Origin of the sequence: Agrobacterium sp. RAC06 (assembly GCF_001713475.1) — a bacterium.
Lineage (GTDB): Bacteria > Pseudomonadota > Alphaproteobacteria > Rhizobiales > Rhizobiaceae > Allorhizobium.
In genome coordinates this window covers 136,540-161,454 of sequence record NZ_CP016500.1, presented here as the reverse complement: position 1 = coordinate 161,454, position 24,915 = coordinate 136,540, and the positions used below count along the sequence as shown (strand labels likewise).

At 58.4% G+C, this 24,915-nt stretch carries 21 protein-coding genes; 7 read left to right on the top strand and 14 right to left on the bottom strand.

The window, feature by feature from the left end; all coding sequences use genetic code 11:
• Positions 1-104: 104 nt before the first annotated feature.
• The 6 genes from BSY240_RS22745 (at position 105) to BSY240_RS22710 (ending at position 7,470) form a co-directional block, all read left to right on the top strand.
• On the top strand, positions 105-1,184 hold the full coding sequence (locus BSY240_RS22745; protein ID WP_069044209.1) for a LacI family DNA-binding transcriptional regulator: 1,080 nt from the start codon (positions 105-107) through the stop codon (positions 1,182-1,184).
• Entirely contained in the window at positions 1,181-1,912 is a 732-nt protein-coding gene (locus tag BSY240_RS22740; RefSeq protein ID WP_236759413.1) for an aspartate/glutamate racemase family protein, read from the top strand. The genes BSY240_RS22745 and BSY240_RS22740 overlap by 4 nt, the downstream gene beginning before the upstream one ends.
• A 16-nt stretch (positions 1,913-1,928) precedes the next feature.
• A complete protein-coding gene (locus BSY240_RS22735; RefSeq protein ID WP_069044208.1) occupies positions 1,929-2,990 on the top strand; it encodes an aldo/keto reductase in 1,062 nt (353 codons plus the stop codon).
• Between the two features lie 1,045 nt (positions 2,991-4,035).
• Positions 4,036-4,770, top strand: a complete 735-nt coding sequence (locus BSY240_RS22720) for a glycosyltransferase family 25 protein (protein WP_069044206.1) — start codon at positions 4,036-4,038, stop codon at positions 4,768-4,770.
• Between the two features lie 82 nt (positions 4,771-4,852).
• Positions 4,853-6,211, top strand: coding sequence for an O-antigen ligase family protein (locus tag BSY240_RS22715; protein ID WP_069044205.1), 1,359 nt, complete (start codon positions 4,853-4,855; stop codon positions 6,209-6,211).
• Positions 6,208-7,470 carry a glycosyltransferase family 4 protein gene (locus BSY240_RS22710; RefSeq protein ID WP_069044204.1) on the top strand — a complete coding sequence of 421 codons (1,263 nt, stop codon included), beginning with the start codon at positions 6,208-6,210 and terminating at the stop codon, positions 7,468-7,470. The genes BSY240_RS22715 and BSY240_RS22710 overlap by 4 nt, the downstream gene beginning before the upstream one ends.
• 254 nt (positions 7,471-7,724) lie before the next feature.
• On the opposite strand, the gene BSY240_RS22705 is transcribed toward BSY240_RS22710, so the two are convergent.
• Positions 7,725-8,339, bottom strand: coding sequence for an IS5 family transposase (locus BSY240_RS22705; RefSeq protein WP_069044203.1), 615 nt, complete (start codon positions 8,337-8,339; stop codon positions 7,725-7,727).
• Positions 8,340-8,709: 370 nt separating this feature from the next.
• Positions 8,710-9,702, bottom strand: a complete 993-nt coding sequence (gene galE / locus BSY240_RS22700; protein WP_069044202.1) for a UDP-glucose 4-epimerase GalE — start codon at positions 9,700-9,702, stop codon at positions 8,710-8,712.
• Positions 9,703-10,004: 302 nt separating this feature from the next.
• Between galE and BSY240_RS22695 the strand changes: the two genes are divergently transcribed.
• Positions 10,005-11,108, top strand: a complete 1,104-nt coding sequence (locus tag BSY240_RS22695; protein ID WP_069044201.1) for an NAD(P)/FAD-dependent oxidoreductase — start codon at positions 10,005-10,007, stop codon at positions 11,106-11,108.
• Positions 11,109-11,110: 2 nt separating this feature from the next.
• Here the strand turns inward: BSY240_RS22695 and BSY240_RS22690 are convergent, their stop codons facing one another.
• From BSY240_RS22690 to BSY240_RS22635, 12 genes are all read right to left on the bottom strand, one after another.
• Positions 11,111-12,289, bottom strand: coding sequence for a DegT/DnrJ/EryC1/StrS family aminotransferase (locus BSY240_RS22690; RefSeq protein ID WP_069044200.1), 1,179 nt, complete (start codon positions 12,287-12,289; stop codon positions 11,111-11,113).
• A gap of 13 nt (positions 12,290-12,302) precedes the next feature.
• Positions 12,303-12,935: an acetyltransferase gene (locus BSY240_RS22685; RefSeq protein WP_069044199.1), complete on the bottom strand. Its 633-nt coding sequence runs from the start codon at positions 12,933-12,935 to the stop codon at positions 12,303-12,305.
• Positions 12,932-13,525, bottom strand: coding sequence for a sugar transferase (locus tag BSY240_RS22680; RefSeq protein WP_069044198.1), 594 nt, complete (start codon positions 13,523-13,525; stop codon positions 12,932-12,934). Before BSY240_RS22680 ends, BSY240_RS22685 begins: the two co-directional genes overlap by 4 nt.
• Before the next feature lies 1 nt (position 13,526).
• Complete coding sequence (locus tag BSY240_RS22675; protein WP_069044197.1) at positions 13,527-14,768, bottom strand: glycosyltransferase family 4 protein; 1,242 nt, start codon at positions 14,766-14,768, stop codon at positions 13,527-13,529.
• A 6-nt stretch (positions 14,769-14,774) separates the two neighbouring features.
• The gene (locus tag BSY240_RS22670) at positions 14,775-16,526 is read right to left on the bottom strand and encodes a hypothetical protein (protein WP_236759418.1); all 1,752 of its coding nucleotides are present in this window, start codon (positions 16,524-16,526) and stop codon (positions 14,775-14,777) included.
• A 131-nt stretch (positions 16,527-16,657) separates the two neighbouring features.
• Complete coding sequence (locus BSY240_RS22665) at positions 16,658-17,455, bottom strand: hypothetical protein (RefSeq protein WP_150127578.1); 798 nt, start codon at positions 17,453-17,455, stop codon at positions 16,658-16,660.
• 54 nt (positions 17,456-17,509) lie between these two features.
• Positions 17,510-18,604: a non-hydrolyzing UDP-N-acetylglucosamine 2-epimerase gene (gene wecB, locus BSY240_RS22660; protein WP_069044194.1), complete on the bottom strand. Its 1,095-nt coding sequence runs from the start codon at positions 18,602-18,604 to the stop codon at positions 17,510-17,512.
• Entirely contained in the window at positions 18,601-19,713 is a 1,113-nt protein-coding gene (locus BSY240_RS22655; protein WP_069044193.1) for a glycosyltransferase family 4 protein, read from the bottom strand. The genes wecB and BSY240_RS22655 overlap by 4 nt, the downstream gene beginning before the upstream one ends.
• A 45-nt stretch (positions 19,714-19,758) precedes the next feature.
• Positions 19,759-20,886 carry a glycosyltransferase gene (locus BSY240_RS22650; RefSeq protein WP_069044192.1) on the bottom strand — a complete coding sequence of 376 codons (1,128 nt, stop codon included), beginning with the start codon at positions 20,884-20,886 and terminating at the stop codon, positions 19,759-19,761.
• 15 nt (positions 20,887-20,901) lie between these two features.
• Positions 20,902-22,788, bottom strand: coding sequence for an asparagine synthase (glutamine-hydrolyzing) (asnB, locus tag BSY240_RS22645; protein ID WP_069044191.1), 1,887 nt, complete (start codon positions 22,786-22,788; stop codon positions 20,902-20,904).
• A gap of 7 nt (positions 22,789-22,795) precedes the next feature.
• Positions 22,796-23,650 carry a glycosyltransferase gene (locus tag BSY240_RS22640; RefSeq protein ID WP_150127577.1) on the bottom strand — a complete coding sequence of 285 codons (855 nt, stop codon included), beginning with the start codon at positions 23,648-23,650 and terminating at the stop codon, positions 22,796-22,798.
• A gap of 381 nt (positions 23,651-24,031) precedes the next feature.
• Positions 24,032-24,880, bottom strand: coding sequence for an NAD-dependent epimerase/dehydratase family protein (locus BSY240_RS22635; protein ID WP_236759417.1), 849 nt, complete (start codon positions 24,878-24,880; stop codon positions 24,032-24,034).
• Positions 24,881-24,915: the final 35 nt, after the last annotated feature.

Below are 24,915 nucleotides of genomic sequence, written 5' to 3'. Positions count from 1 at the left end.
GCCCGCAAATCCGATTGCGAACCGGTCGCAATTGCCGTAAACATCCGGCTTAACGGACATACTGTTTAGTAAATTATCTCGCAGATGCAGCATTCGGGACAGCGATGAAGAACGGCAAGAACCTGACGATCCGAGACATCGCGGAGGCCGCCGGCGTCTCTGCAGCGACCGTGTCTCTCGTCTTGAACGGCAAGGGTGACATCTCAGGCGTCACGCGCGCCAAGGTTCTCGAAGCCGTGGCAAGTCTGAACTATGTGCCAAGGGCCAGCAAATCGACCAGTGAGCCGGGCGAGACGCTCCGCTTCTTAAAGATTGCCAAGCATGGCCATACCGTCAATCGCGACCACAGCGTCTTCATTTCAGACTATATCGATGGCATGTCGGCTGAGGCTACCAGGCGCAACTACACGCTCGAAGTGGTCAGCTTCGAAGGTCAGCCAATCAGTTCGGTTGCGGAATCGCTTGCCGGAGCGCCGATTTCGGGTGTCGTGGCACTTGGCACAGAACTGACCGAGGCCGACATCCGGCTGATCCAGGGACTTGGATATCCGACGGTCTTCATCGATACGTTCTTCGATGTCATCGACGCCAATTTCGTCGACATGAACAATGAGGACGCCGTCTACAAGGTATTGTCGCGCTTTCATCAGCAGGGCTTCCGACGGATCGGCTTTGTGGCTTCGCATGTCGAGACGACGAATTTCAAGCTTCGCCGCGATGCCTTTTTCAAGAACATGGCGCGGCTCGGGCTGTCGGTCGACCCGGCCGATATTCTCTCTGTGGAATCGACCTATGACGGCGCTTATAGCGATACGCGCCAGCTATTGGCCGACGGCCTAGACCTGGCTGAATGTTATTTCTGCACCAATGATATCATCGCCTATGGCTTCATCCGCGCCTTGCGCGAGCATGGGCTGACCATCCCGGATGACGTCTCGATCATCGGCTTCGACAACCTGCCCCAGAGTGCGACGATGGATCCGGGCCTGACAACGATCGAGGTCTCGAAACGAAAGATCGGCTATCTCGCCGTCACCATTCTCGATGATCTCATCAATTCGACAGAGCCTCAGCCGGCGGTCAAGATCCAGGTCGGGGCCGATCTCGTCTTACGCGGAAGCCACGAGAAGCTCATGCAGCGCAGCAAGACCCGTGCCGCAAAGCAGCAGATCCCCGCGCAATGACCAGCGAGACGAATGGCCAAATCAAGGACCCAACAAAGGGCAAGCCACCTATGCCGCAGCCCCGCAAGCTGACCTTCATTCACACGGTCAAGACATTGGAACCCGTCTTTGCCGTGCTTGCAGCAGAAAGACTGCCGGGCTGGCAGATCGCATCGGTCGTGGAGGAGAGCCTGCTCTCAAATGTGATTGCCAATGGCCATGTGAGCCAGGAGGTTTTCGACCGTCTCACGAGACATGTGCACAAAGCTGAGGAGGATGGAAGCAGCGCCATCATCGTCACCTGCTCGACACTCGGCGAGGTCGTCGACGCCTTGGCCGCAAAGACCGCAACACCGCTTTTTCGGATCGACAGAGGCATGGCGGAACAAGCCGTCAATCAGGCCTCGACGATCGGCATTCTGGCGACCTTGCCAACCACGCTCGACCCGACCACGCGGCTCCTGGAAGGCACGGGCAAGCGAATGGGCCGCCAATGCAAATTCGTCTCACGGCTTGTAAACGAGGCATTCGCGCGGCTGAAAAGCGGCGACCAAGAAGGTCATGACCTCCTGGTGCAGGAGGCCTATGCGACACTCTCAAGCGAGGTCGAGCTCGTTGTGCTGGCTCAGGCGTCCATGGCGCGCGCCCTTCAAGCGGGGCAACACCATCGACCTTATCTGACAAGCCCTGAGCTTGGCATGGACCAGATTGCCGGATTGCTACGCCTGTCGCGCATGTCGGGTGACTGAGAAGGAGGAGGATCAAATGCAGTATCGAATGCTCGGCCGTTCGGGTCTCAAGGTGTCGGCCATTTCCATGGGCACATTTTCCTTCGGAGGTGTCGGCGGATTTGCCAAGGTGGCAACCCAAGGCGTTGAGGAAGCGCGCCGGCTGATCGACAGCTGTATCGATCTTGGGGTCAATCTTTTTGACACGGCCAACATGTATTCGCTCGGACGCTCGGAGGAAATTCTCGGCGAAGCCTTGGGCTCCAAGCGCAATGACGTGTTGATTTCGTCCAAGGCCCGCATGAGGATCGGCGACGGCCCCAATGACGAAGGGGCCTCCCGCTATCATATCATCAGAGAGTGCGAACGCTCGCTCAAGAGACTGAAGCGAGACCATATCGACATCTATTTCATGCATGAATGGGATGGCCTGACGCCACTCGACGAGACGCTAGAAGCGCTGCATACGCTGCGCGAGCAGGGCAAGATCCGCTACATTGGCTGTTCGAACTATTCCGGATGGCACATTATGAAAGCCCTGCAGATCTCGGAAAACAAGGGGATGGCGCGGTTTGTCACGCAGCAGATCCACTATACGCTCGAGGCGCGCGAGGCAGAATATGAACTCCTGCCGCTCTCGGTTGACCAAGGGCTCGGGGTGATGGTCTGGAGCCCGCTTGCTGCCGGGCTTCTGTCGGGCGCCTTTGCGCGCAACAGGGAGCCGGAGCAGTCACGCCAGGCTCAAGGCTGGAGCGAGCCACCAATCCGCGACAAGGAACGGCTTTGGGCCATCATCGATGTGCTGGAGGAGATCGCGACCGAGAGGGGCGTTTCGGTCGCTCAGGTGAGCCTCGCATGGACGCTGTCGCGCCCGGCGATCTCGACAGTCGTCGTGGGCGGTTTAAGCCAGGACCATTTCCGCGATAACATCGCTGCAACAAGCCTTACCCTCTCCGATCAGGAATTGTCTCGCCTCAACCTGGTGAGCCGGCCCGATTACATCTACCCCTATTGGCACCAGCACAATTTTGCGGCCAATCGCTTCTCGCCGGCTGATAGAGCGCTGCACTCTTCCTTCCACGACCTGGGCATGGTGTGAATTGCGGGCGCAAGATCAAGAACTGCGGTCTTGGTCTTGCGGGTACATGGTCAGCACGTCGTCATGATAGGGCAAAGCGGCAATTTTCCCGCGAGGGTCTCGGCATGCATTTCGCTCTTGCCAAAAGAGCTGACCTCGCTGACCGCGAGCGTTGCGTCCAGTTGTCGACCACAGCTCGAGGCCGATGAGCGGGACGAGGACGACGCCGTCTGGTTGGCGCGCTAGCTGGCAAAGAATGCTGGCCTTGAGTTTACGGCCTGGAGGAGAAACACTGATATGCCCCAGTTTGCGGCCAACCTGTCAATGATGTTCACCGAGATGCTTTTCCTCGATCGCTTCGCAGCGGCGGCCGAATGCTGATTTAAGGCCGTGGAGTATCTGTTTCCCTGTGAATACCCGGCCGAGGTTGTCGCAGAACGGCTTGAGACCGCTGGCTTTGTACAGGCACTTTTCAAAATCCCGCCCGGTGACTGGGTAGCCGGCGAACGCGGCATGGCGGCCCTTCCCGAACGCAAGGCGGATTTTGCGAAACGCCTGGACGTGGTGATCGACTCTGCCAAGGTCATCGGCTCACCACTCCTCCACATGATGGCGGGACTGGCACCTGCGACAGATTTGAAGGCCATAGCCACTATCGTGACGACTGAGACCGCAGCGACCGATCCCAAAGGTCAGCGAGACGACGATCAAACGTGCTCAACAGGCAAGATGCCCACAGCCTGTTGCTGCATCAGCGCCCAGATGCTACCGAGCCTCCGGGATAGAGGGATGCGCTTAAAAGCTGAGACGGGGTGGCCTAAGAATGAGCATGCGCAGTCAGTCCGAAACGCTGGGACGAAATCGAGCTGGCATCTGCGCCAAAACCATGCTTTTCCCCTTGAAGCGTCGGTAGGCCCGCACTGTGTCTTCAAAAAGAATTTCGATCATTGCGCCGACCAATACCGAGGTGAAGCACGTCGCTCTCTTCGCCGAGCGCGTTCGAAAAGACACCGGCATCAACGTCTCCCCTTACTTTCTTTTCAGATAAGAATGAGGACATAAGCACATGAGCGTCGCAATTCTTGCGATCAATCTGGATCGATCGACCGACCGTTGGGAAGTCCTGGCTAAACGAGCCACCGCGCTAGGCTTGCCCCTCACCCGCGTCTCTGCAGTCGATGGCAAGTTGACGCCGGAAACGAAACGGGAGGCAATCGACGATGCAGCATTCCGCCGCAATACCGGCCGCCTGATGCTCGCCGGCGAATACGGTTGCTATCGAAGCCACATCAAGGCGCTCAACGCATTCCTCGCAACGAACGACGATACCGCACTCATAATAGAAGATGATGTAGAACTGAGCGCAGACCTCAAGGATCGCGTACACGCGGCATTTGAAGCGGTTCCGGATGCCGACGTGATCAAGTTCTTCAACCACCGGGTCGTCGGTTTCCAAAGGACCAACACATCAAGCCTAGGCGACGAGATCGGTCGCGCCATTCATGGACCGCTTGGTTCATCCGCCTGTTATGCGGTGTCTCGCCGGGGGGCCGCGCTCCTGATCAAACACCTGACGGTCATGCGCTACCCTTGGGACGCGGCCCTCGAACGTGGCTGGGACCATGGTTCGCTAGTTTACACGACACGAAAGAACGTGGCGAACATAGCGCGCGGCGGCACGACAATTGCGACACGCGACATCTACCGCTCCGTCAAGTTCCCGAAATGGAAACGCCTCGGGACCTATGCCCGAAGGCTACGGGATGATTTTGTAAGATTGGCCTATGCACTTCGTGCTTGAGCAAGCGTAGCGGGATGTTTAGAGCCGGCACCATAGCTGCCCCTCTCGTCCTTCAAGCCTCTTAGATTTCTGGAACGGGACCATGAAGACCCATATCGACCGCTTGTGGCATGCCTCGGACATTCTGTTTCTCACAGGGCTTGCCGTTGCATTGTTTCTCGGCAGCAAGGTGACGCCTCTTCTCGTCGTTGCTGGCGTTCTGCCCATCCCATTCTTGTTGCACGCGCTTAAGAACAGGCACTATCGCGTGTCGATCTGGACGCTGCTCGCCCCATTCGGCACCTACTTCGCATATAGCCTGTATGTCCTTTTCTTCTTTACAGGACTTGAGGCTACAGATCCCCGTCCGGTCAATCCAAGCTTGGAATCCTATTCCATCGCGATTGCCATGCTCGCCGTTGGCTTGGTGCGGAGCCTGCAGTTTAGAGATTTGGCCTCTCTGTTCCGCAGGCTGATGCCCTGGCTGCTCGTCGCCTGCTTCACCGTCTTGTCCTATATGATGTTTGCCGGGATCAGGGATGCCTGCCGCGTGCGGGGCCTGGCTCCTTGGCCCTTTATCCCTGCTCTCTTGTTCTCGACAATCACATTCATCTGTCTGGTCGGGTGGGAAAGGTTAGCCGAGCGCGAGCGCTGGGTTCGCGTTGGATTGCTCGCGCTCAGCATCGTCGTCTCCACGACTTATACCGGCTCCCGCGGCGTCGCAGTGGCCCAAGTTGGCGTTTTCGGCGTACTTGCACTCCTGAGCATCCTGCATTCCTTTAGAAAAAGCACGCCACGGCTCTATCATGTGGCCACAGCGGCAATCGTGGGGGCGGTGGTCTCCGCTCTCATAGGCCTAGCAACGGATTGCGGACCAGCCAGCCGCTTCTCCTCGACAGTCGAGACCTTGATAAGGATGAGCTCGCAGCTCACAGCCGCTTATGAGGAAAACAACTCCCCATCGCATGGGGCAACGGCACCAGAAGCGGTGCAAACTTCGAATAACTCCGAGCCAGCAGCTGCAACTTCGTCCGAGCCAAACCAATCGACAGAAGTCACCGATGATGCTTCCATCGGACTTCGACTCGCCATGTGGGAGACGTCGCTGACGGCAATCCAAGAGAACCCCGTATTTGGTCATGGCTCACTCTATCTTCAGAAACTGATACACGCGAAATACGGCTTCGAGCACAATCACAATCAGTACCTCACCTGGCTCGTAACCGGTGGATTGCTCCAACTTGTGCTTGGCCTGATCTTCCTTGCGATCCCGTGGTTTGTTTCCAAAGGTCTGTCGACTGCCGATAGAATACTCCTGACGACCGGAGTGTCGCTCTTCTGGGGCATTGCGATGATGTTCGATTCATTCCTGAACCTGAAATTCTATACGCACTACTTCTGTCTGCTCTGCGGTGTACTCTATGCCCTGTCGAACAGCATGCAGGAAAGAGCACCCACTTGACCGGCCTTCTTTATTTCGATCTGACAGAGGCGCTGCTCTCCACATCGGGGAAGCGCACGCAGTATTACGGGATTGCCCGAACCGTCCACGAAATCGGCCGAGAAGCTGCCTTGCTCAGCGAAGACATCCGCTTCGTTGTCTTCTCCTTCGGCACGCAGGAATTCTACGAAGTCAACTGGCAAAAGCGAGAGGACGGGAGCCCAGAGTTTGATCTACCGAAGGACGTGGGCCAGAAATGGGTTAGGTCGTATTTCGGCAAGAACCCCATCCTGCCAATCATCTTTCGCCTCTTGAACCTGATGACGCCGAAGAAAAACAGGGACAACTGGTTGAAACATGCCGGACATCTGAAACCCGTTGCAATCGAACATGGCACCTTCTTCTCCGCAGCCCGGCCGAAGCTGATCGTGGACATGGTGAGGGTGCTCCGTGAGAGAGGATCGAAAGCGGCCATCGTCCCCTTGCTGCACGATTTCATGCCACTTCATGATGGGGCGACGAAACGCTTTCGCAAGCTCGACCGGAACTTCCTGGCCGACAACCGGTTCCTGATCGAGCGGGCCAGTCAGATCCTGACGAACTCGAACTTCACCGCCAAAGAGCTCCAAAGCTTCGTCGAAAAGGGCATCCTGCCGAAACCGCGCGGCCCCGTCAGTGTGGTGCAACTTGTCCACCACTGTCCTGATGGAACCGAACCGCCAGAGGTCTCTATACCGACAGAACCCTATATCCTGACAGTTGCCCTTAATCTCGGCCGAAAGAACATCGAGGTCGTGTTGGAGGCCCTGCGGCAACTGCATGCGAACGGCAAGCCCGTGCCGCAGCTCGTGATTGCCGGCTCCCACAGAAAGCGCCTACGTCGCTATGCATCAAGGCCAGCTTTCAGGGACATTCAGGAAAAGCTGATTTTCATCGATAATCCCAACCAGACTGATCTTGTGAAGCTCTATAAAGGAGCACTTGCTCTGGTGATGCCGAGCAAGCTGGAAGGCTGGGGACTGCCGGCAGGCGAAGCGCTCTGGTGCGGAACCCCGGCAATCTGCTCGACAGCGGAAGCATTGCAAGAGGTCTGCGAGGATCTGGCAATTTACTTCCAGCCTGATGACGCATCTCGTCTTGCACAGATCATAGAGAAGCTAGCGGCGGATATCACATTCAATCATGAGCTTCGGAAGCGCATCAACGAGGCGAGGCCGACGCTGAGAACGTGGAATACCGTTGCCCGTGAGACGCTGTATTCTATCCAAGCGTTGAGATAGACCCCGCCTCGCAGCACGACAAACCAGCGACCACTATGTATCACCGAGGCAGATAAATGCGATCATCATCCCGCAGGTCGCTATAGCCAGCGGGAAGGATAAGACTCTTGGCCACTTTCGCGAGTAGCGTCTGCTTTCAGCGCTGCCGATTTTTGGTAACTTGCCGTAAAGACCCGCTCATCGGGTTCCGCAGATTTATTTTGGATCACTCATCAATGCTTTTTAAGCGAGCGTTTGACATTGGCGGTGCATTTCTAGGTCGTGTTGATAAAGTATGGCAACCATATCTTTGCGGCGGCCAGGGCAAGGAATGCTGCGAAGGATTTTCGGGTCTTGTCGTATCGGGTCGCGACGCGCCGAAACTGTTTGAGGCGGTTGAGCATCCGCTCGATGCGATTTCGATCCTTGTAAGCCTGGTAGTCGCAGGCAGGTGGGTTCTTCCGGTTGGCCTTCGGCGGAATGACCGGCCTGATCCCACGGATCAGGAGTTCCTCGCGCAGGAAATCACCATCGTAGGCTTTGTCAGCAAGGAAAAGCCTCAGTTTGCCGACCGGTATCGCCAGCAACTCTGGAACGGCGTTATAGTCCGAAACCTCGCCGCATGTCAGGACGAAGCCAAGAGGGCTGCCCTGACCGTCTGCTCGGGCGTGGGCCTGCTCGGCCCAACGGCGGAAGCGCACATTGACCGAATTCCAATTTCCGTAGCGCTCATGCATGTCGCGCCAGGGGCAGCCGACCCGAAGAACACGCAACATGCCATATAGATATTGCCGATTATCGTGCGCTGGCCGGGACTTCCTGCCGCGTTCGGTGGGCAACAGTCCCTCGATGATCCGCCATTCCATATCCGTCAGGTCGCTGCGAGCCAAAACCGCCTCCTAAAAGACAACCTTGAACCGCGCTTCCGCTGATTTGGGAATCCACTTTGTCAACAGGGCCTAGGGTATCGGTCGCCTCGTCAGTTCTTAAACCGTCAAACAGAAACCTGATCCTGTCCGGTCTTTAAGGGGCAACTCCACTATCAAGGTATCCCCACAGCAGCGAAAAAAGTCGCGGCCACCCATCGCTGAAGACTCCGTTACGTGCTTGCGAAAGCTGCCCAAAGCTATCAAACGACAACGCTCCCGGATACCACAACAAGTAAGTCGTGATCACCGTGACCGGAGCAAGCACAATCATAATCCATTTCGTTTCATACAGTGAACACAAGTGCAAAATAGGCTCCATTTCACATTTGTGTCACTTCTGACCGTCTTGGTGAGCTAGCTTACTCTCCCAACCGATCGCATCCTGGACGATTTTGTCCAGGTCATTTTTTTTCGGTTTCCAGCCCAGTTCTGCTCGGATCTTTGATGTGTCGGCGACGACAGATACAATATCGCCCGGACGCCGATTTTGTACTACTGTGCTGAAATCGAACTGTGCGTGTCTCCTCACGGCAGCAATTACCTCAAATACAGTGTAGCCCTTGCCGTAGCCACAATTCAGCGTAAGGTTTCCTCCCCCGGCGCGGAGCCTTTCAAGAGCTAGGGAGTGGGCTTCAACAAGATCGCTGACATGAATGAAGTCTCTGACACAGGTTCCGTCTCTCGTAGGATAGTCACTACCATAAACGCACAGGTGACTTCTCTTGCCGACGGCAGCTTCTGCTGCGGCTTTGATCAGGTGCGTAGCTCCACGAGTAGATTGCCCGGTCCGAAGCAGCGCATCAGCCCCCGCGACATTGAAGTATCGTAGTATCGTGTATGACAAGTTGTGCGCAGCTGCCGCGTGGGACAGCATCATCTCGGTCATCATTTTCGAACTGGCGTACGGAGACTGCGGCCTAAGCGGTGTATCCTCAGCGACAAGTGGCAATGCACTGTCTCCGTACACCGCGGCGGTTGATGAAAATATAAAATTGCGTACCGAGCAGCGCACAGCGCTTTCAATAAGCAACATAGAAGCAACAGCGTTGTTTCTGTAATAAGAAAGGGGATCGGCTACGGATTCCGGCACTACTACGGAGCCTGCAAAATGAATGATTGAATCAACATTGTTCCGCTTGATTGTGTCTTCCACTAAGCGCTGGTCAGCAACATCACCAATAATCAACTCTGCATTTTTGGGCAGGGACCAACTGAAACCCGTGCTTAATCTATCAATAACGACGATCTGTTGGCCCTGATCTACCAAGTGCCAGCACATGTGTGAGCCGATATAGCCAGCTCCTCCCGTTATAAGTACTGGCATCAGTTTCTCAAGTCGTTTGTGTGATCAGGAGGCCGAGGAGCCCACGGGTTCGAACCACCCCGCCAGCGTCCGAACATCGCGCCTATTTGGACTTCAACCGCTCAAAAAGCAAGCCTTCGCAGCCCCCCGGAGGTTTGGAAAACCGGACTGATCGGAGATGGACCGGTCAAGTCTTCTTTCTGCGCGCAGCGACGATCGCGCCCTGTCCTGTCGACCGGCGTGTTGCAAGTCCAGCAAAATCGTCTACTTCTGCCGCGCAGGCCGCGCAACAAAGCTGCCTCAAACATGGCCGGAGAGGAACTTTGGAAACTGTCGAATGCATCGTTGTCGGGGCCGGAGTCGTCGGGATTGCGATTGCCCGGAGCTTGGCGCAAGCGGGCCGCGAGGTCATTGTTCTTGAGGCTGAAGACAGTTTCGGAAGTGGAAACTCTTCGCGCAACAGCGAGGTCATTCACGCCGGCATCTATTATCCGAAGGGCAGTCTGATGGCCAGGCTTTGCGTGGAGGGGAAAAATCGCCTGTACGACTTCTGCCGCGATTTCGGCGTCGAACACAAGGCGTGCGGCAAGCTCATCGTCGCCACGAACGAAGACGAGGCGGCAAGACTTCCACTGATTGCCGCGCACGCCGCCGACAATGGAGTCGGCGATATCACGATGGTCGCGCGGGAACAGCTTCGGCAGATCGAGCCGAAGCTTTCGGCGATCGCGGCGCTGCATTCGCCTTCGACAGGCATCGTCGATAGCCACGGCTTCATGCAGGCGATGATCGGCCAGGCCGAGGATCAGGGTGCGGTTTTTGCCTGGCGTTCCCCTTTCGGCGCCGCCGAAGCGGGGCACGCGCTGACCGTCCAAGTGGGGGGCGATCAGCCGATCAAGCTTGCCTGCCGATGGTTGATCAACAGCGCGGGGTTGCGCGCGCCTGCCGTGGCAGGGGCGATCAGCGGGTTTCCGGAATCGGCAGTTCCGGAGACCTATTTCGCCAAAGGCAATTATTTCTCCCTATCGGGCCTGCGCGCGCCATTTTCGCATCTGATCTACCCGGTTCCAGTCCCGGGGGGACTGGGGACGCATCTGACGCTCGATCTAGCCGGCCAAGCCCGATTTGGGCCGGACGTAGAATGGGTGCCGTCCATCGACTACAGCGTCGATCCCGGCCGTTCGGCAGGCTTTTACGCCGCCATAAGACGCTATTGGCCGGAACTCCCGGACGGTTGCCTGGTTCCGGCCTATGCCGGCATCCGGCCCAAGATTGTGCCTCCCTCCGTGGCCAAACAGGACTTCCGCATCACGGGCCCGCAGGACCACGGTGTGAACGGCCTTATCCATCTCTTCGGCATTGAATCGCCCGGACTTACCGCATCACTTGCGATTGCGGAGCATGTCAAGGCACTGATGGCCCATTGACGTCAGCCCGCCTCGGCCCGGGTCAGCACTTCCGAGACTACCCGGCAGGTCAGGTCGATCTCGGCTTCGGTCAGGGTCGGATGAACGAGAAACATCATGCTGGTTTCTCCCAAGGACCGCGCCACGGCCAAGCGCGACGGTGGGCGCGAACCGGTACCGTCGAACGCCTTCTCGAGATAGACCTCCGAGCAAGTGCCTTGGTAGCATGGAACACCGAGCGCCACGATTTCTTCGACGATCCTATCCCGACTCCAGCCGGGCGCGAGCTTGTCCGGCCTGACATGCACATAGCACTTGTAGAAGGCATGCTCGCTGCCTTCGGGCAGGATCGGAACTTCGACGACCTGGAAGCGGCGGCATGCAGCCCGAATTCGCTCGGCATTCGCCGTGCGGGCTTTGCGCCAGTCCGCCAGCCGCCGCAGTTGGATCCGTCCAATCACCGCCTGCGTCTCGAGCATACGCCAGTTTGTGCCGAAGCTCTCGTGGAGCCAGCGAAAGCCGGGCGGATGGGACCGCTCGTACACGGCTTCGAAGCTCTTGCCATGATCCTTGAAGGCCCACATCACCCGCCACAGCGCCTCGTCGTCAGTGGTCACCATCCCGCCTTCGCCGCCCGACGTGATAATCTTGTCCTGACAAAAGCTCCAGGCGCCGATATGCCCGATGCTTCCGACATTGCGGCCTTTATAGCGTGCACCGTGTGCCTGCGCGCAGTCCTCGATCACCTTGAAGCCGCGCTGTGCCGAGAGCGCCATGATCGAATCCATATCGCATGGCCAACCGGCCAGATGGACGCAGATGACGGCCTTGGTCCGCGGTGTCAGCACTGCGGCGATCGTCGCGGCCGAGACGTTTCCGCTATCTGGCTCGACATCGGCGAAGACCGGCGCTGCGCCGGCATTCACGACGCAGGAGACGCTTGCGATGAATGTGCGTGGCGTTACGACCACTTCGTCGCCCGGCCCTATTTCCAGCGCCTTCAACGCGAGGTCGAGCGCTACAGTCCCGTTCGCCAGAGCTATGGCATGGGCCGTACCGCACCAGGCCGCGAACTCCTTCTCGAATTCACGCGCTTCCGTGCCTGTCCAGTAATTGACCCGGTTGGACAAGACCACCTGACGGACTGCGTCAGCTTCTTCCTCGCTGAAGCTGGGCCAGGGGGAAAAGGGGATGTTGAGCATGTCGATGCCTCAGTTAGGAGGTTTCGCCGCACATGCGGCGAGCGGGATTGCCGATCAATGTCTGACCGTCGGGAATTGCGCGAACAACGACAGCGCCCGCGCCGATCAGGACCTGTGAACCGATCGCAATGCCCTGCCTGACCGCCGCACCCACGCCAATCCAGCTGCAAGCGCCAACCGTGACGCCGCCGGAGAGGTTTGCACCGGGCGCGACATGCACGGCGTGGGCAAGTCTGCAGTCGTGATCCACCGTTGCACCGGTGTTGATAATCCCTGCAGGTCCGATGGAAGCATCGATCTGGACGACGGCGCCGGCCAAAACCACAGTGCCGGCTCCGAGAACGGCATGCCGACTCACGGACGCGGCGGGATGAACGACGGTCGCCAGGGCAGCGCTGGCTGCCTCGAGCTCGCATTGTTTTTTCCAACGTATTGCGCAATTGCCGATCGAAACAGTCACGCCGTCGTAGTCCTTCAGGCGTTCAAGTAGCGCTGCGCTCGTCCCGACCACCGGCCAGGGACCGTTTTCCCGGTGCCCGGGCCAGCTGTCGTCAAAGAAGTCCACATGCGTCCAGCCCGCGCTGAGCGCCGCATCGGCGACCACCTTCCCGTGGCCGCTCGCTCCGAGCAGCGCAAGCCTCTTCATGATCCGCTCCCCGTAAATCGGCTCACCGTTGCTTCGCCTTCCGCATTGATGCCTTTACGGGCGAGCACCCGGGCCACGGTCAGCCAGAGTATACGCAGGTCAAGTGCCATGCTTTGATGATCGACATACCAAACATCGAGTGCAAACTTGTCCTCCCAGCTGATCGCATTGCGACCGTTGATCTGCGCCCAGCCGGTGATGCCCGGGCGGACATTATGGCGGCGCGCTTGCTCGGGCGTATAGAGCGAGAGGTAGTCCATCAGAAGAGGCCGCGGCCCCACAAGGCTCATTTCGCCTTTCAAAACGTTCCAGAGCTCCGGCAGCTCATCCAGGCTCGACGCACGCAGGAATCGCCCAAGCGATGTCAAACGTTGCACGTCCGGAAGGAGTGTTCCGTCCGCAGAGCGCTCATCCGTCATGCTGCGGAACTTGACCATGGTGAACGGCCGACCGTGAAGTCCTGGCCGGACCTGCCGGAACAGAACCGGGCCGCCAAGACCTACTCTCACCAGAATGGCGAGAAAGACCATGGGCACGCAAAGGACGATCAGGACGAGAAGGGCAACGAACACATCGAAGGTTCTCTTCATCTCAACGGCCCTCAGTAAGAGAGGGAGTTTCAAGTCCGAGGACGGTTTCATAATTTCTTGCAAGCGTGGCATAACGCCTGTTCGCGAGAATCCATTCCCGACCGCGCCGCCCGATCTCTTTGCGCGTTTGCGGGTCCATTGCGGAATATCGCGCGATTTCGGCTTTCAGCGCCTTGAGATCGCCGGCGGGGACATAGGTCCCGCAGCCGGCTTCGTTGATCATGGACGGGTAGCCGGTGTAGGAAGCGACAATGGGCTTTCCGGCAACCGTATAGTCGATGATCTTGTTAAGCGACTGGCCGAAGCGCCAGACCGCCGACTTGTGGACCGCGAAATAGACGAGATCGCACCGTGACAACACGGACTGGACCATAGCCTTCGGCACACGCGGCGCGAAGGTAAGGTTTGGCAGGTGCCCGTAGAGGGACTGATAGCGCTTGCGCAGATCGCCCTCCCCGACCAGGAGAAAATGAATGTCCGGCCTGTCTTGCATCGACGCTGCGCATTCGAGGAACGTATCCAACGCGTTTGTAATACCAATGCTGCCAACATGTGCCACGACGAAAGGGCTTTGCGGCATATGCTGCGCCACATAGGCCTCCGGCAGAGGCTCTCCAGCCTCCAAGGCCGCCTCGTCAACACCCATCGGGATGCAGAAGGTAGGTCGCGACCGCCCGAGCACTTCGCGGACATGCTCAGCCAAATTGGGCATGGTACCGACGATGGCGTCTGCATGGCGATAACCCAACTTCTCCACGAAGCCGAGCAGGCGCACCAACGGATTGCGCGGACTGAAACCGCCTTCTTCAACGATCGTAAGCGGCCAGATATCGCGGATCTCGAAGACCAGGCGGCACTTGTACCGGCGACGCAGCAGAAAGCCATTGAGGATTGTCAGCAGAGACAGACTGGAAACAATGATGGCGTCAGGCCGTGGAAGAGACGCCTTCGGCATACGCCACAGCCGCCATTCGAAGTCTAGCCAGCTTAGGATGCGCCGGGACGACTTGGCGAACTGGTATTTCAAGGTGCGCACCCACCAGAGCTCGAGGCCGTCAACGTCCTGCCGCAGATAGGCCTCCTCAAGCTTCGGGACCTCGGTCAACATGTTGGAGTCAGAGGTAATGACCACACAGCGATGGCCCATGCGGGCCAGTTCGCACATGATCAGGTAGCCGCGTCCGCCCGCGCTGGCTTTGGCAGGCGGCGCGACATATTTGGAAAGGTACCAGATACAGGCCATGGCGCGTTAGTACATCGCAGGAATGGTGTTGACCGTCCGTATGGCGTCGGTGAAATCCACGCCAACCGCATCGAGATACCACTTTATATTGGGGTAGCGCGGCGCATTTTCGTCGAGAACCATGTCTAGCGCCTCTTCGCGGCTGAGATCACCTTCGCGAATCTGGTTGCTGCGGAACGTGTCATGCTCGGTGAAGCCCGCAACGGTGTAATAGACGTAGTTGTAGAACGCGGCCGTGCCGTCGCCAATGCGCCAGGTCGTCTTCGTGTCGGGCGCCTTTTCCCAATCGTACTCAGCAAGCGTCTGGTCGATCGTCTTCTCGTCCCAGCGCCAATAGTCGAAGATGTGATAGTAGTCCGACTTTTTGGTGAAGCTACGGTAATACTCGCCCGAAAGCGTATCCCACAAAGAACTGTTGAAATAGCCGGGGCTCTGCAGCATCGCGCGCAGACGCAGATATTGGTACCGCAACTGTTTCATCGCGCCATGCGAATAGACCCGCTCCTCCTCGAAATCAGGAGGAACGCCCAGGAATCCTGCCTTGAAATGTGTCACTTCCAAGGGGTTGATGCCCCAAAGGTTCAGACTGATGCCCGTCTGTTGCTTGACAGTCTCGACGTGACGGAAGAAATGCTTGTCGCCTGCTGTCAAGATGCTGATCATTCCCAGATGCGGCGATTTCAGCCAGGCACGCAGGTTCTTGGCGATATGTTCGCGCTTCTTGGCGATGTCGTCGGCGACGATGATGTTCTCCACGCCGAGTTCAGCCGACATGCGGCTGATATTGCGTCGACCCAGATCAGTCACCATCCCCCAGTCGTAAGTGTAGGTGACGGGCTTCATCCTCAGTTCCTTGACGATCAGGTGAAGACCGTAACAGCTATCGCGTCCGCCCGAAAACGGCACAATACAATCGTTGCCCTTGGCTCTGCGATAAGGCTCGACAAGGCGGAACAATTCCTCCTTCGGACGCGGACGGTTGCGAGGCTTGTAATTGAGGCAATAGTTGCACACACCCTCTCTGTTGAAGCGGATGAAGGGCATGGTCTCGGGAAGAATGCATCGGGTACAGCGCCGCAACGTATGGTGCCGGTATTTAAGCAGTTTCTCCTCGGCCACCGACTGTCCAAGCGTCGGAATAAGATCCGTCTTGCGCTCGCGCCTGTCCACCACTTGCGGGGTTGCGGCCGAAGTCGGGATATCGATGATCGCCGCGTCGCGCATGACCTGCTCGATGCTTTTGCAACCGATCTGCGTAAGCGGATAGCTTTCGGACGCAAAATAGACGGTGGTTCCCGTGCGACCGACATAGAGGCTGCCATTGTTGGAAAACAAAAGCAGTTTGCCGAGACGCGGCACGAACATTGCACAAGCGACGATACCGCGGCACAGATCAAGTACGCGGCGCGGCACGTCCTCGAGCGCGCCGCCAGCCTCCAGGTGTGCTTCGGCAATGGCGGCAATCGCTTCGGTGTCAACGGTCTGGGCGGGCGTCTTGCCGATCACCTCCCAGATCGATGCGTCATTGACCACAATCCCGTTGTGCAGCACGACAATTCCGCCGCGAATCACGGGCTGATTGTCGGCAAGGCCATTGGTAATGAGGCGGCTGTGGCCGAGCACCATGGAACTCGTTATCGGACCCACCTCGCTCAGCAGCCGGGTGATGCGATAATCCGCGCGGTAGATGTGATAACCACGGCTGTTAAAGGTGACGAGACCGCTTGAATCCCGCCCGCGCTGCTGCGAATGCGTCACCAGCAAGCCGAGATCCTGCGGCTCGACGCGTGAATCGGAAATGATACCGAATATGCCACACATTTCAGTCAGCTACTCCCACCGGCGCCAACGCCGGCAATGCGACGGGCCATGAACGCCGGGTCGCGATGTTATTTAATCGAATGGCCATTCGTTGAGCCATGGGCGCGCAGCCCCCAACTGTCAAGCCACAACAGGCAAAGCAACAAGCCGATACCGTGCGTCAGGATGGACGTCGGCAGATCGGCGCTGGTGAACAGGGAGGCGAACGGATAGAAACAAACAGCAGCGACATGCTTGAGCGAATTTCCCTTCGAAAGCACCTTCGCAAGCCAACACAGGGCCGCAACGATGACCGGGTAGATCACAGTTCCCGCCCAGCCGAGCTGCATGTAGCCCGTCGCGAGAAAGCCATTGTTTGCAGCGGTACCTTCGCCTCCGATCTTGGCAAACTCCCCGATCAGAAGGGTGTGATTCTTGTCAAAGGGGTACGTCAGAAGAGACCGCATAAAGCCGTTCGAGAAGTAGAGCGGCGCCTTATCGGCGAAGAAATGAAAATATACGAAATCAAGGCGGGCAGGAACGAAGAAAAGCCGTCTCGTGAAAATGCTGAGATACAGATCTGTCGACCCGAAGGCGAAATAACCGACATCTAAAACCACCAGCAAAAGAGCGACCAACGCCAGAGCGATCGCCGAGCCAACTTCAACAAGCCACCACGTCGCCAAGATTCCAAGCGCGACCACTGCGGCGAACAGGATCGATTTCTGAGCCAGAACCCCGAAGAGAAACAGCAATATGATGAGCGCAAACACCGACATCCAGATCTTGCGCCGATACACACCTACGACCAGAAGATAAATCGCGCAGATTTTTTGCAACCAGCTAAGCGCATAGCCCCATATTCCTCCATCCAGTAGGGCTGTCACGTCAACCCGTCGGGTGTTTCTTCTTCTCGTGCATGAATTTACCGAGGTTAGGCATTAACCTCCGCCTTTTACCCTAATTCGATCAACAATTATGTCAGCGGCCTTGCCATCTCCGAAAAGACTCAACGCGTTGCCCCTTGATTGCATTGCCTTACCCATTTCTTCAACGATCATTGCTGGATCATTGGCCAAAACGAGACGATTCCAGCCCGAAGAGATTAGCTCGCTCCATTCGGTTTCGTTCCGCAGCGTCACACAGGGTACGCCGTAGAAGTAGGCCTCCTTCTGCACGCCGCCGGAATCGGTCGCGATGAGAGAGGCGTATTTCTCGAGCTGGATCATGTCGAGATAACCGATCGGCTCCAGCACATGCAGGCGCCGCGAGATTTCGTCCAGCCGACCCAACCTAGACAGCACAGCTCTCGTGCGCGGGTGCAGCGGCCAAACCACAGGGCGTTGCGCGGCCATCATCTCGAAAGCGCTTGCGATCGTCAGAAGCCTTTTCTCGTCGTCGGTGTTTTCGGCACGATGGATGGTCGCCAGGACATAGCCGCCTTGCTGCAAGCCCAGGCGGGCCAACTGCCGTCCCGAAGCGTCGATCTTCTCGGAAAACTGCAAAGCGACATCGTACATGACGTCGCCGACGACATGGATCGATGCCTCCGGCATGCCTTCCCGACGCAGGTTTTCCGCCGCCGCTTCGCCCGGTGCGAACAACCAGGTGGACACGCGATCGGTCAAGATGCGGTTGACCTCTTCCGGCATGGCCATGTTGAAGCTGCGCAATCCTGCTTCGACATGAGCCACCGGAATATGCAACTTGGCTGCTGCAAGGGCACCAGCTAGGGTGGAATTGGTATCACCGTAGACGAGCACAATATCCGGCCGCTCGCGAATCAATACCTCTTCCAGGGCGGCAAGCATCTTCCCCGTCATAGAACCATGGCCGCCTCCATGAATCCCGAGATTGTACGCCGGCTGCGACAGCCCGAGTTCCGAAAAGAACACGTCCGACATGTTCGGATGGAAATGCTGTCCGGTGTGTACAAGCACTTCGGTGAACTCGCCGGAGCGAACTAGCGCCTGTGACACGACGCCGGCCTTTACAAACTGCGGTCGCGCGCCGAGAATGGTGACGATTTTTTTCATGCTCCGGCAGCCTCCAACCGACCGTAAAACGCCAGCAACTTGCTCTCTTCCCTATCCCAATTGTATCGACCGAGGACGGCCCGGCGCCCGTTGTCACCCATGGCGCTGGCGCGCACCGGATCGAGAACAAAATCGTCGATGGCAGCGGCAATTGCAGCAGGATCCTTTGGATCCACACAGACGCCGCAATGATTGCCGTCAACGATCTCACGCCAAAGCGGAAAATTGGAGGCAATCACGGGAATCCCCGCAGCCATATATTCAAACATCTTGATAGGAAGCGAATCCAGATAATTCGCCGTGGGATAGAGCGTCACCAGCCCCGCGACCGAGCCGGCCAGCACTTCCTTCACACCTTCGCGGCCGAGGATGCCCAAATATTCAACCTTGCACCAGCCGGCCGCGGCCCTCACTTCGGCTTCCGTGTCCGTTTCTGCGAACCCCCCCGCCAGAAGCAAATGCGCGTCAGACCGGCTCAACTCGAGCGCGCGTACGACTTCGCGGATTCCTCGGATGCCGGCAATGCTGCCGATGTAGCAGACGCCTGTTCCCGAAAGCTTGTGCTGCTTCGGCGGGTCAAGTTCCCCCACAAGCGGAAAATTGTTCACGTCTTCGACATGCGAATGAAACGCCTGGAATTTTTCACGAATGGTCGGCGTGGCGGCGATGATACCGTCCGTGTAGCGGCATATGAACCGCTCAAAGATCGCGAACGACCCCGCGATGGAACCGCGGAGCATCCGCGGAAGATAATGTTTGCCCAGGATTTGTTTGGGTACATCCTCATGAGCATCGAAGATGACACGCTTGCCCCGGCGTTTTAGCAGGGGACATAATGGAAGCAACTCCGGGTCGTGCAGATGATAGACGTCGGCGTCGGCTTCGACCGCCAGGCGGTAGACCCGCCGCGGCGCGCCCAGCATGCGGTTTGCGCGCCCGGAAGACGCACCCGCGTCGCGGATCGCCACCTGCGAACAAACGTCATCGCCCAGACCATCGGCGACAATGAGCGTGACATCATGGCCCGCTCCCGCCAGAGAGCGGCATTCCTTGAGGAAAACCCTGACGTCATCGCGCGAATGCGCCGATGTCATGTGAGCAACACGCATGGCTACCTCCCGTCCATTACTCCACCCTTGATGAGGGCACGACGTTCATTTCAACAGCGCCCTGATCTCGTCCTCGATAACCTTGCCTTCATGCTCGAAACACAAGAGTTGCGCCGCCGCGTCCGACGCCAGCTTCAGCGCCGCCAGGGAACGCGCGTCGAGAGCGGAAAGCGCCCGGACAAGCGCAGCTGGCTCGAATGAATCAGCCACGATGCCGCAGCCATGACGATGGACGAGGGCGGCCATCTCGGGAGATGGGCCGATCGCGACGGCCAGACGCGCCTGAACGAACTCGAAGAATTTGTTCGGCAGGGCGTGTTGGTGATTGAAGTTGTCGGGCGGCAGCAGATAGAGCCCTACGTCGTAATCGTTGATGCGCTGGCAGATCTGCGGCATCGGTACCGGAGCGACAAACCGAATGCGCGAATTGGAAGCCGCGAGCTGCCGAAGATGTTCCATATAGCCGGGATCTTCCTCGACAAGCATCAGATCCAGCGAAAAGCGGTCATCCAGCTTATTCAGGATTTCGATCATCTGCTCCAGCTTCCGGACGCTGCTGGCCACTCCGTGATGGATCATCCTGATCGCCCCCTCTCGCAGGGGCGCCGGGCTCAGATGCTGCAGCGAAGGGGCGTTATGGACGACTTTGGGACGAACGGCGTAGTGTCGCGCATATTCGTCCGCAATGCCTTGGCAGACGGTCAGCATCGAAGAGGTCTGCTTCAGATATTTTGCGCAGAACGCCCGGTTCATGCGGCCAAGCGTAAGCCTCCACTTCAACGCGTCAGCATATTCTCCGGGCGCATATTCGTGCGCATCGTAAATGACAGGTCTTCCCCGCGCGTATTTCAGGGCTAGCGGTAGCGCGGACAGGTCATTTGCAAGGATGAGATCGGCATCCGTCTCACGCAGCAACTCTGCGGCAGCGCGGACATGCCCCTGAGCCCAATAATAGGTCTCGTGCGCGCCCAGGAACAGCCCCACCCCCCGCAGAAATTTCGCTGCGGGGCCGAGTGTTTTTTTGCGCACCGGGATAAAGGTGCAGCGTGCATCCGGCTTTTCGCCAAAGCCCAGCACTGTCAGGTCATACTGAGACTCCAGCAGCCGGATCTGCCGCATGACACGGGGATCGTTGCGGATCGGCGAAAATGAGATGATGAGAACCTTTTGCAAGGGTTGTCCTAAAGGTTAGGCCAAGAAAAGCTGATGCCAGCGTACGAAATTCACCCAGCGCCAGGCCTGCCACGAAAACGGCCGGCGCCCGGCGACGATCGCGTCAAAGGCTTTCACCGCCGCTGTCTGGTCAAAGAAGCTGACGCCGACATCCTCGGCGAGCCAGCCACGGATCGTATCAGACATCGTGCCGATCCATGCGGCTTCCGGCGTCTGGAAGCCGATCTTGTCCTTACGGTCCAGTATGGCATCCGGAACGATGCCGCGCATCGCAGCGCGAAACACGGCTTTTGTTTCCCCGGCATCGGAAATCAGGTAGGATTCGGGCAGGGACAGCATGAGCTCGGCCTGAGCGAGCGTCAGGAAGGGCACGCGACTTTCGATGGCGAATCGCATGGAGTTCCTGTCGCCGTGGCGCAGCAGGCTCGCCAGCCCCCTTTGAGTAAGCGAATGAGCCAGTTCCGCCGTCACGCGCCGTCCGCGTGCAGTCACTGCAGGACGTTGCCGTGGATGGCGCAGATTAACGCCTTCATCCAACAGCGCATCCTCGTGCATCCATTCCGGCAACGGCGCACGCCCGCTAACACGGCGCAGCGCCTGGTACAGCCACCCATCTGTCATGGCTGCGGCCGCGAGCTTTGCCGCATCGCCAAGGCGGCGTCCCGGCCAATCCGCCCATTCCCGCGCAAAGCGCGCCGCACCGACCCAATTTCCCGTGTCCACCAGGCTGGCGATCCGCTGGCCGGGATAACCGTCGTATCCCGCGAGCATTTCGTCAGCGCCCTGCCCGTCAAGCGTAACGGTAATGCCGTTGTCCCGTGCCAGCTGATACACACGATACTGCGCGTAGATGCTCGTCGACCCGAACGGCTCGCCCTGGGCGCCAATCATGTCGTCCAGATCGCGAACAAGCTCCTCGGCCGTCACGGTGACTTTGTGCGCCGTGGCACCGACATGTGCGTTGACCAGGTCGGCCCACGGTTCCTCGTTCACCGCTGTCCCTTCGGCGACATAGCTGAACGTGTGGATCGGATGGTCCGGAGCGACGTGGCGCATGGCACAGACGACGGCGGAGGAATCAATCCCGCCTGACAGCGCTGCGCCAAGCGGTACGTCGCTGCGCAGATGCAGACGAACGCTGTCCAGAAACAAGGCTCGGACACGCTCCGTTGCCTCGGTGAAGGAAAGGTCACGGCTTTCTGCAATGTCGGGCGTCCACCAACGGCAGGCTTGGGTCGCCAGCCTTTCCGTCAGGTTGAGGCGCAAGAGGTGGCCCGGGGCAAGATGAAAGACGCCCGCGAAGAACGTCTGTTCGGTGCTGTCGTAGTCACCGTGGACCAGATAGTCATATGCGCGCTGCGGATTGAGTGCCGCCCTCGTGCCCCTGAGCGTCAGCAGTGAGGGCGCTTCGGACGCGAAGCAGAACATGTCGGAATTGCAACTGTAGAAGAAAGGTTTTATGCCGAAGGCGTCGCGCACGCAGGTCAGCGTCGCCTCTTCACGGTCCAGCACGGTAAAGGCAAACATTCCGGTAAGTCGTGGCAGGCAGGCCTCGCCCCAGGTTGCCCAGGCGGCGAGGAGAACCTCCGTGTCGGACTGTGAAGTGAAGCCGCAGCCAAGCGTCTGCAGTTCCGCCCGCAGCTCAAGGTAATTGTATATCTCGCCGTTGAAGACGATCACATAGCGACCGTCAGCGCTGGCCATCGGCTGCAGGCCGGCCGATGACAGATCGATGATGGACAGGCGCGCATGACCGAGATGGCAAACGCCGGTCGGCAGCGCTACGGTGCGTCGGTCATGGGCATCCGGGCCGCGATGCGCGAGCGCCTTCAATCCATCGGCAACGCGACGGTCAAGCGCTCCGGAATCGTTCCGGCTGAAAACCCCTAATATACCGCACATGCTCTCGTCATTCCCCGCCGACCTTTGGACCCAGACCAAGCCGGCGCAGCGCATTATCATAATCAGCCTTGATCTCCAACGCTATGCGGCGGGGATCGTGCCAGGTTTCGACGTAACCGCGACTTTTCCTGCCGATTTCCGCCAGCGTTTCCCGAGGCATGGCAAGCAGCCTGCGCAGGTCTTCCTTGATCGACGCTGAAGAGGTCCTCACGAAAGGAAGATCTTCCCGCATCTCTGGAGGGATAAACCCGAGATCATCCTCACGAATGTAGACCATTACGGGCTTGGCCATGGCCATCAACTCCACCGCCAGTCCACCGTACCAACCGGCATGAATCTGGTCGATCATGATGTCCACCTGCTCATATTTCTGGCGGGCGGCCTCATTCGACAGCCCTTCCACAAGGACCAGTTCGAACTCGAAACCTTCCGTCGCGAGCGCCTGCAGGGCCGCCAATATGATGTCGGTACCTTTGGCGCGGCGATGGCTGGGCGCATGGCCGATCCGCAGCGGTCTCTGCTCAAGCGTCACGCCCACGGGGCGCCAATCTTCGAGAGAAATGTGGCAATATGGAATGAACCGCGCCCCTTCGCCGAGAACGTGCATCAGGTCGGGGTTGACGGAATAAACGACCGAACAATAGCGCTCCATGCGCTTGATCATCAGACGCTTTAGCGCGTCCGTCTCGGTGGTATAATAGCCGGGCTCCACGTGGTGTGCGATCGAGTCCGTGAACAGCGCCAGGCAAGCGTCGCCCTGCCTCGCGTCGTCTCCTTGGTAATGCACGAACATGGGACGTCGAAAAAGCCTGTAGAGGTTCAGTTCAACCACGGAAAGCATCTGCAGGTAGATGCCGCCCAAGACGCTCTTCGCCTTTCGGGCCAGCCCGCGGTCGGCAGCCCGCGCAAGCGGAACCGGCGTCGCCCATCCACCGCCGAAATTGAAGTGAACGACGTCGGAAAACAGCGCGGTGCGAACAATCGCCTTCCATCGCTTCAGTTCGCGCGTCAAAGATCCGTCTTCCGGCTTCCAGATGGGGACAGTTCCCTTATACCCGAATGCGTTCACATCGTAGATGTAGCACGCGCTTCGCAGACCGATCTCATTCAACCGGCGGCTGAGCGAAGGCGCATTGCCACCGACCGACGTTGGGAGATGCGCTACACGATAAGATACCGGTTCAGTCATGCGCCCGTTTGAAACCTCAGGCAAAGCGCCTCTGCCAGGAAAGGGCGCGCCTCATCACAACACATCCTTCAATCCGTCGCGCGGATAAACCAGAGGCGCGTGTAAATTTTGGCTCATCCGTGTGATATCACCCACCACGTCCGAGGGGACGCCTTCCGTTGTGTGAATAAGCGCCGATCGGCCCGTCAACCGCTCGATCTCAGCGCAGAGCTCCCGCAGAGCCAACACCTGCGGTCCTCCGATATTGTAAACGCCGTCCGCCTCGCTCGTCAGGGCAGCGACCACCGCAGCGCTGGCGTCACTCACGTGAACCGGATTGAGGCGCAGCCCTCGCTCGCCCTGGATAGTCACCGGGCGGCCCTCGCGAATGTTGTCGATGAGCCTCGGGATGAGCATCGTGCGGTTCTGGCCGGCGCCGTAGATGAAGAAGAAGCGCAGCACCATGATTTTCATGAACGCGGCATAACTGGAAACCAGCGCCTCGCAACTGACTTTGCTGCCGAGATAGTATCCTAGCGTACCCGGCTGGATGACCGGAGAGGTTTCGCGGAAGGCAGGATCGCCACTTCCGTAAATGCCGCCTGAGGATGCGTAGGCAAAGCGCGACACACCCTTGCGCCAGGCGTAGTCGAGAAGGCGCGCCGTGGACGCGATATTGACTTGGAAAACCTCCAGCGCCTTGGCCGGAACATCCCGGAAATGCGCCGATTGCGCCAGATGAACAATTCCGTCCGCCCGCTCCGGAAGCAGACCCGCGTCCCAGGAGGTGGAGAAATCGATCGCCTGATAGCGGACACCCGCTACCGGGTTCTCCGGCAATCTGTGCACCAGCGCCACGACCTCGTTCGTTGGCGCGAGTGCACTCACGACCTGCCGACCGAGCAGGCCATTGGCGCCGGTCACGATCAACCGCGCATCCTTGATCTCAGTCCGTGCGC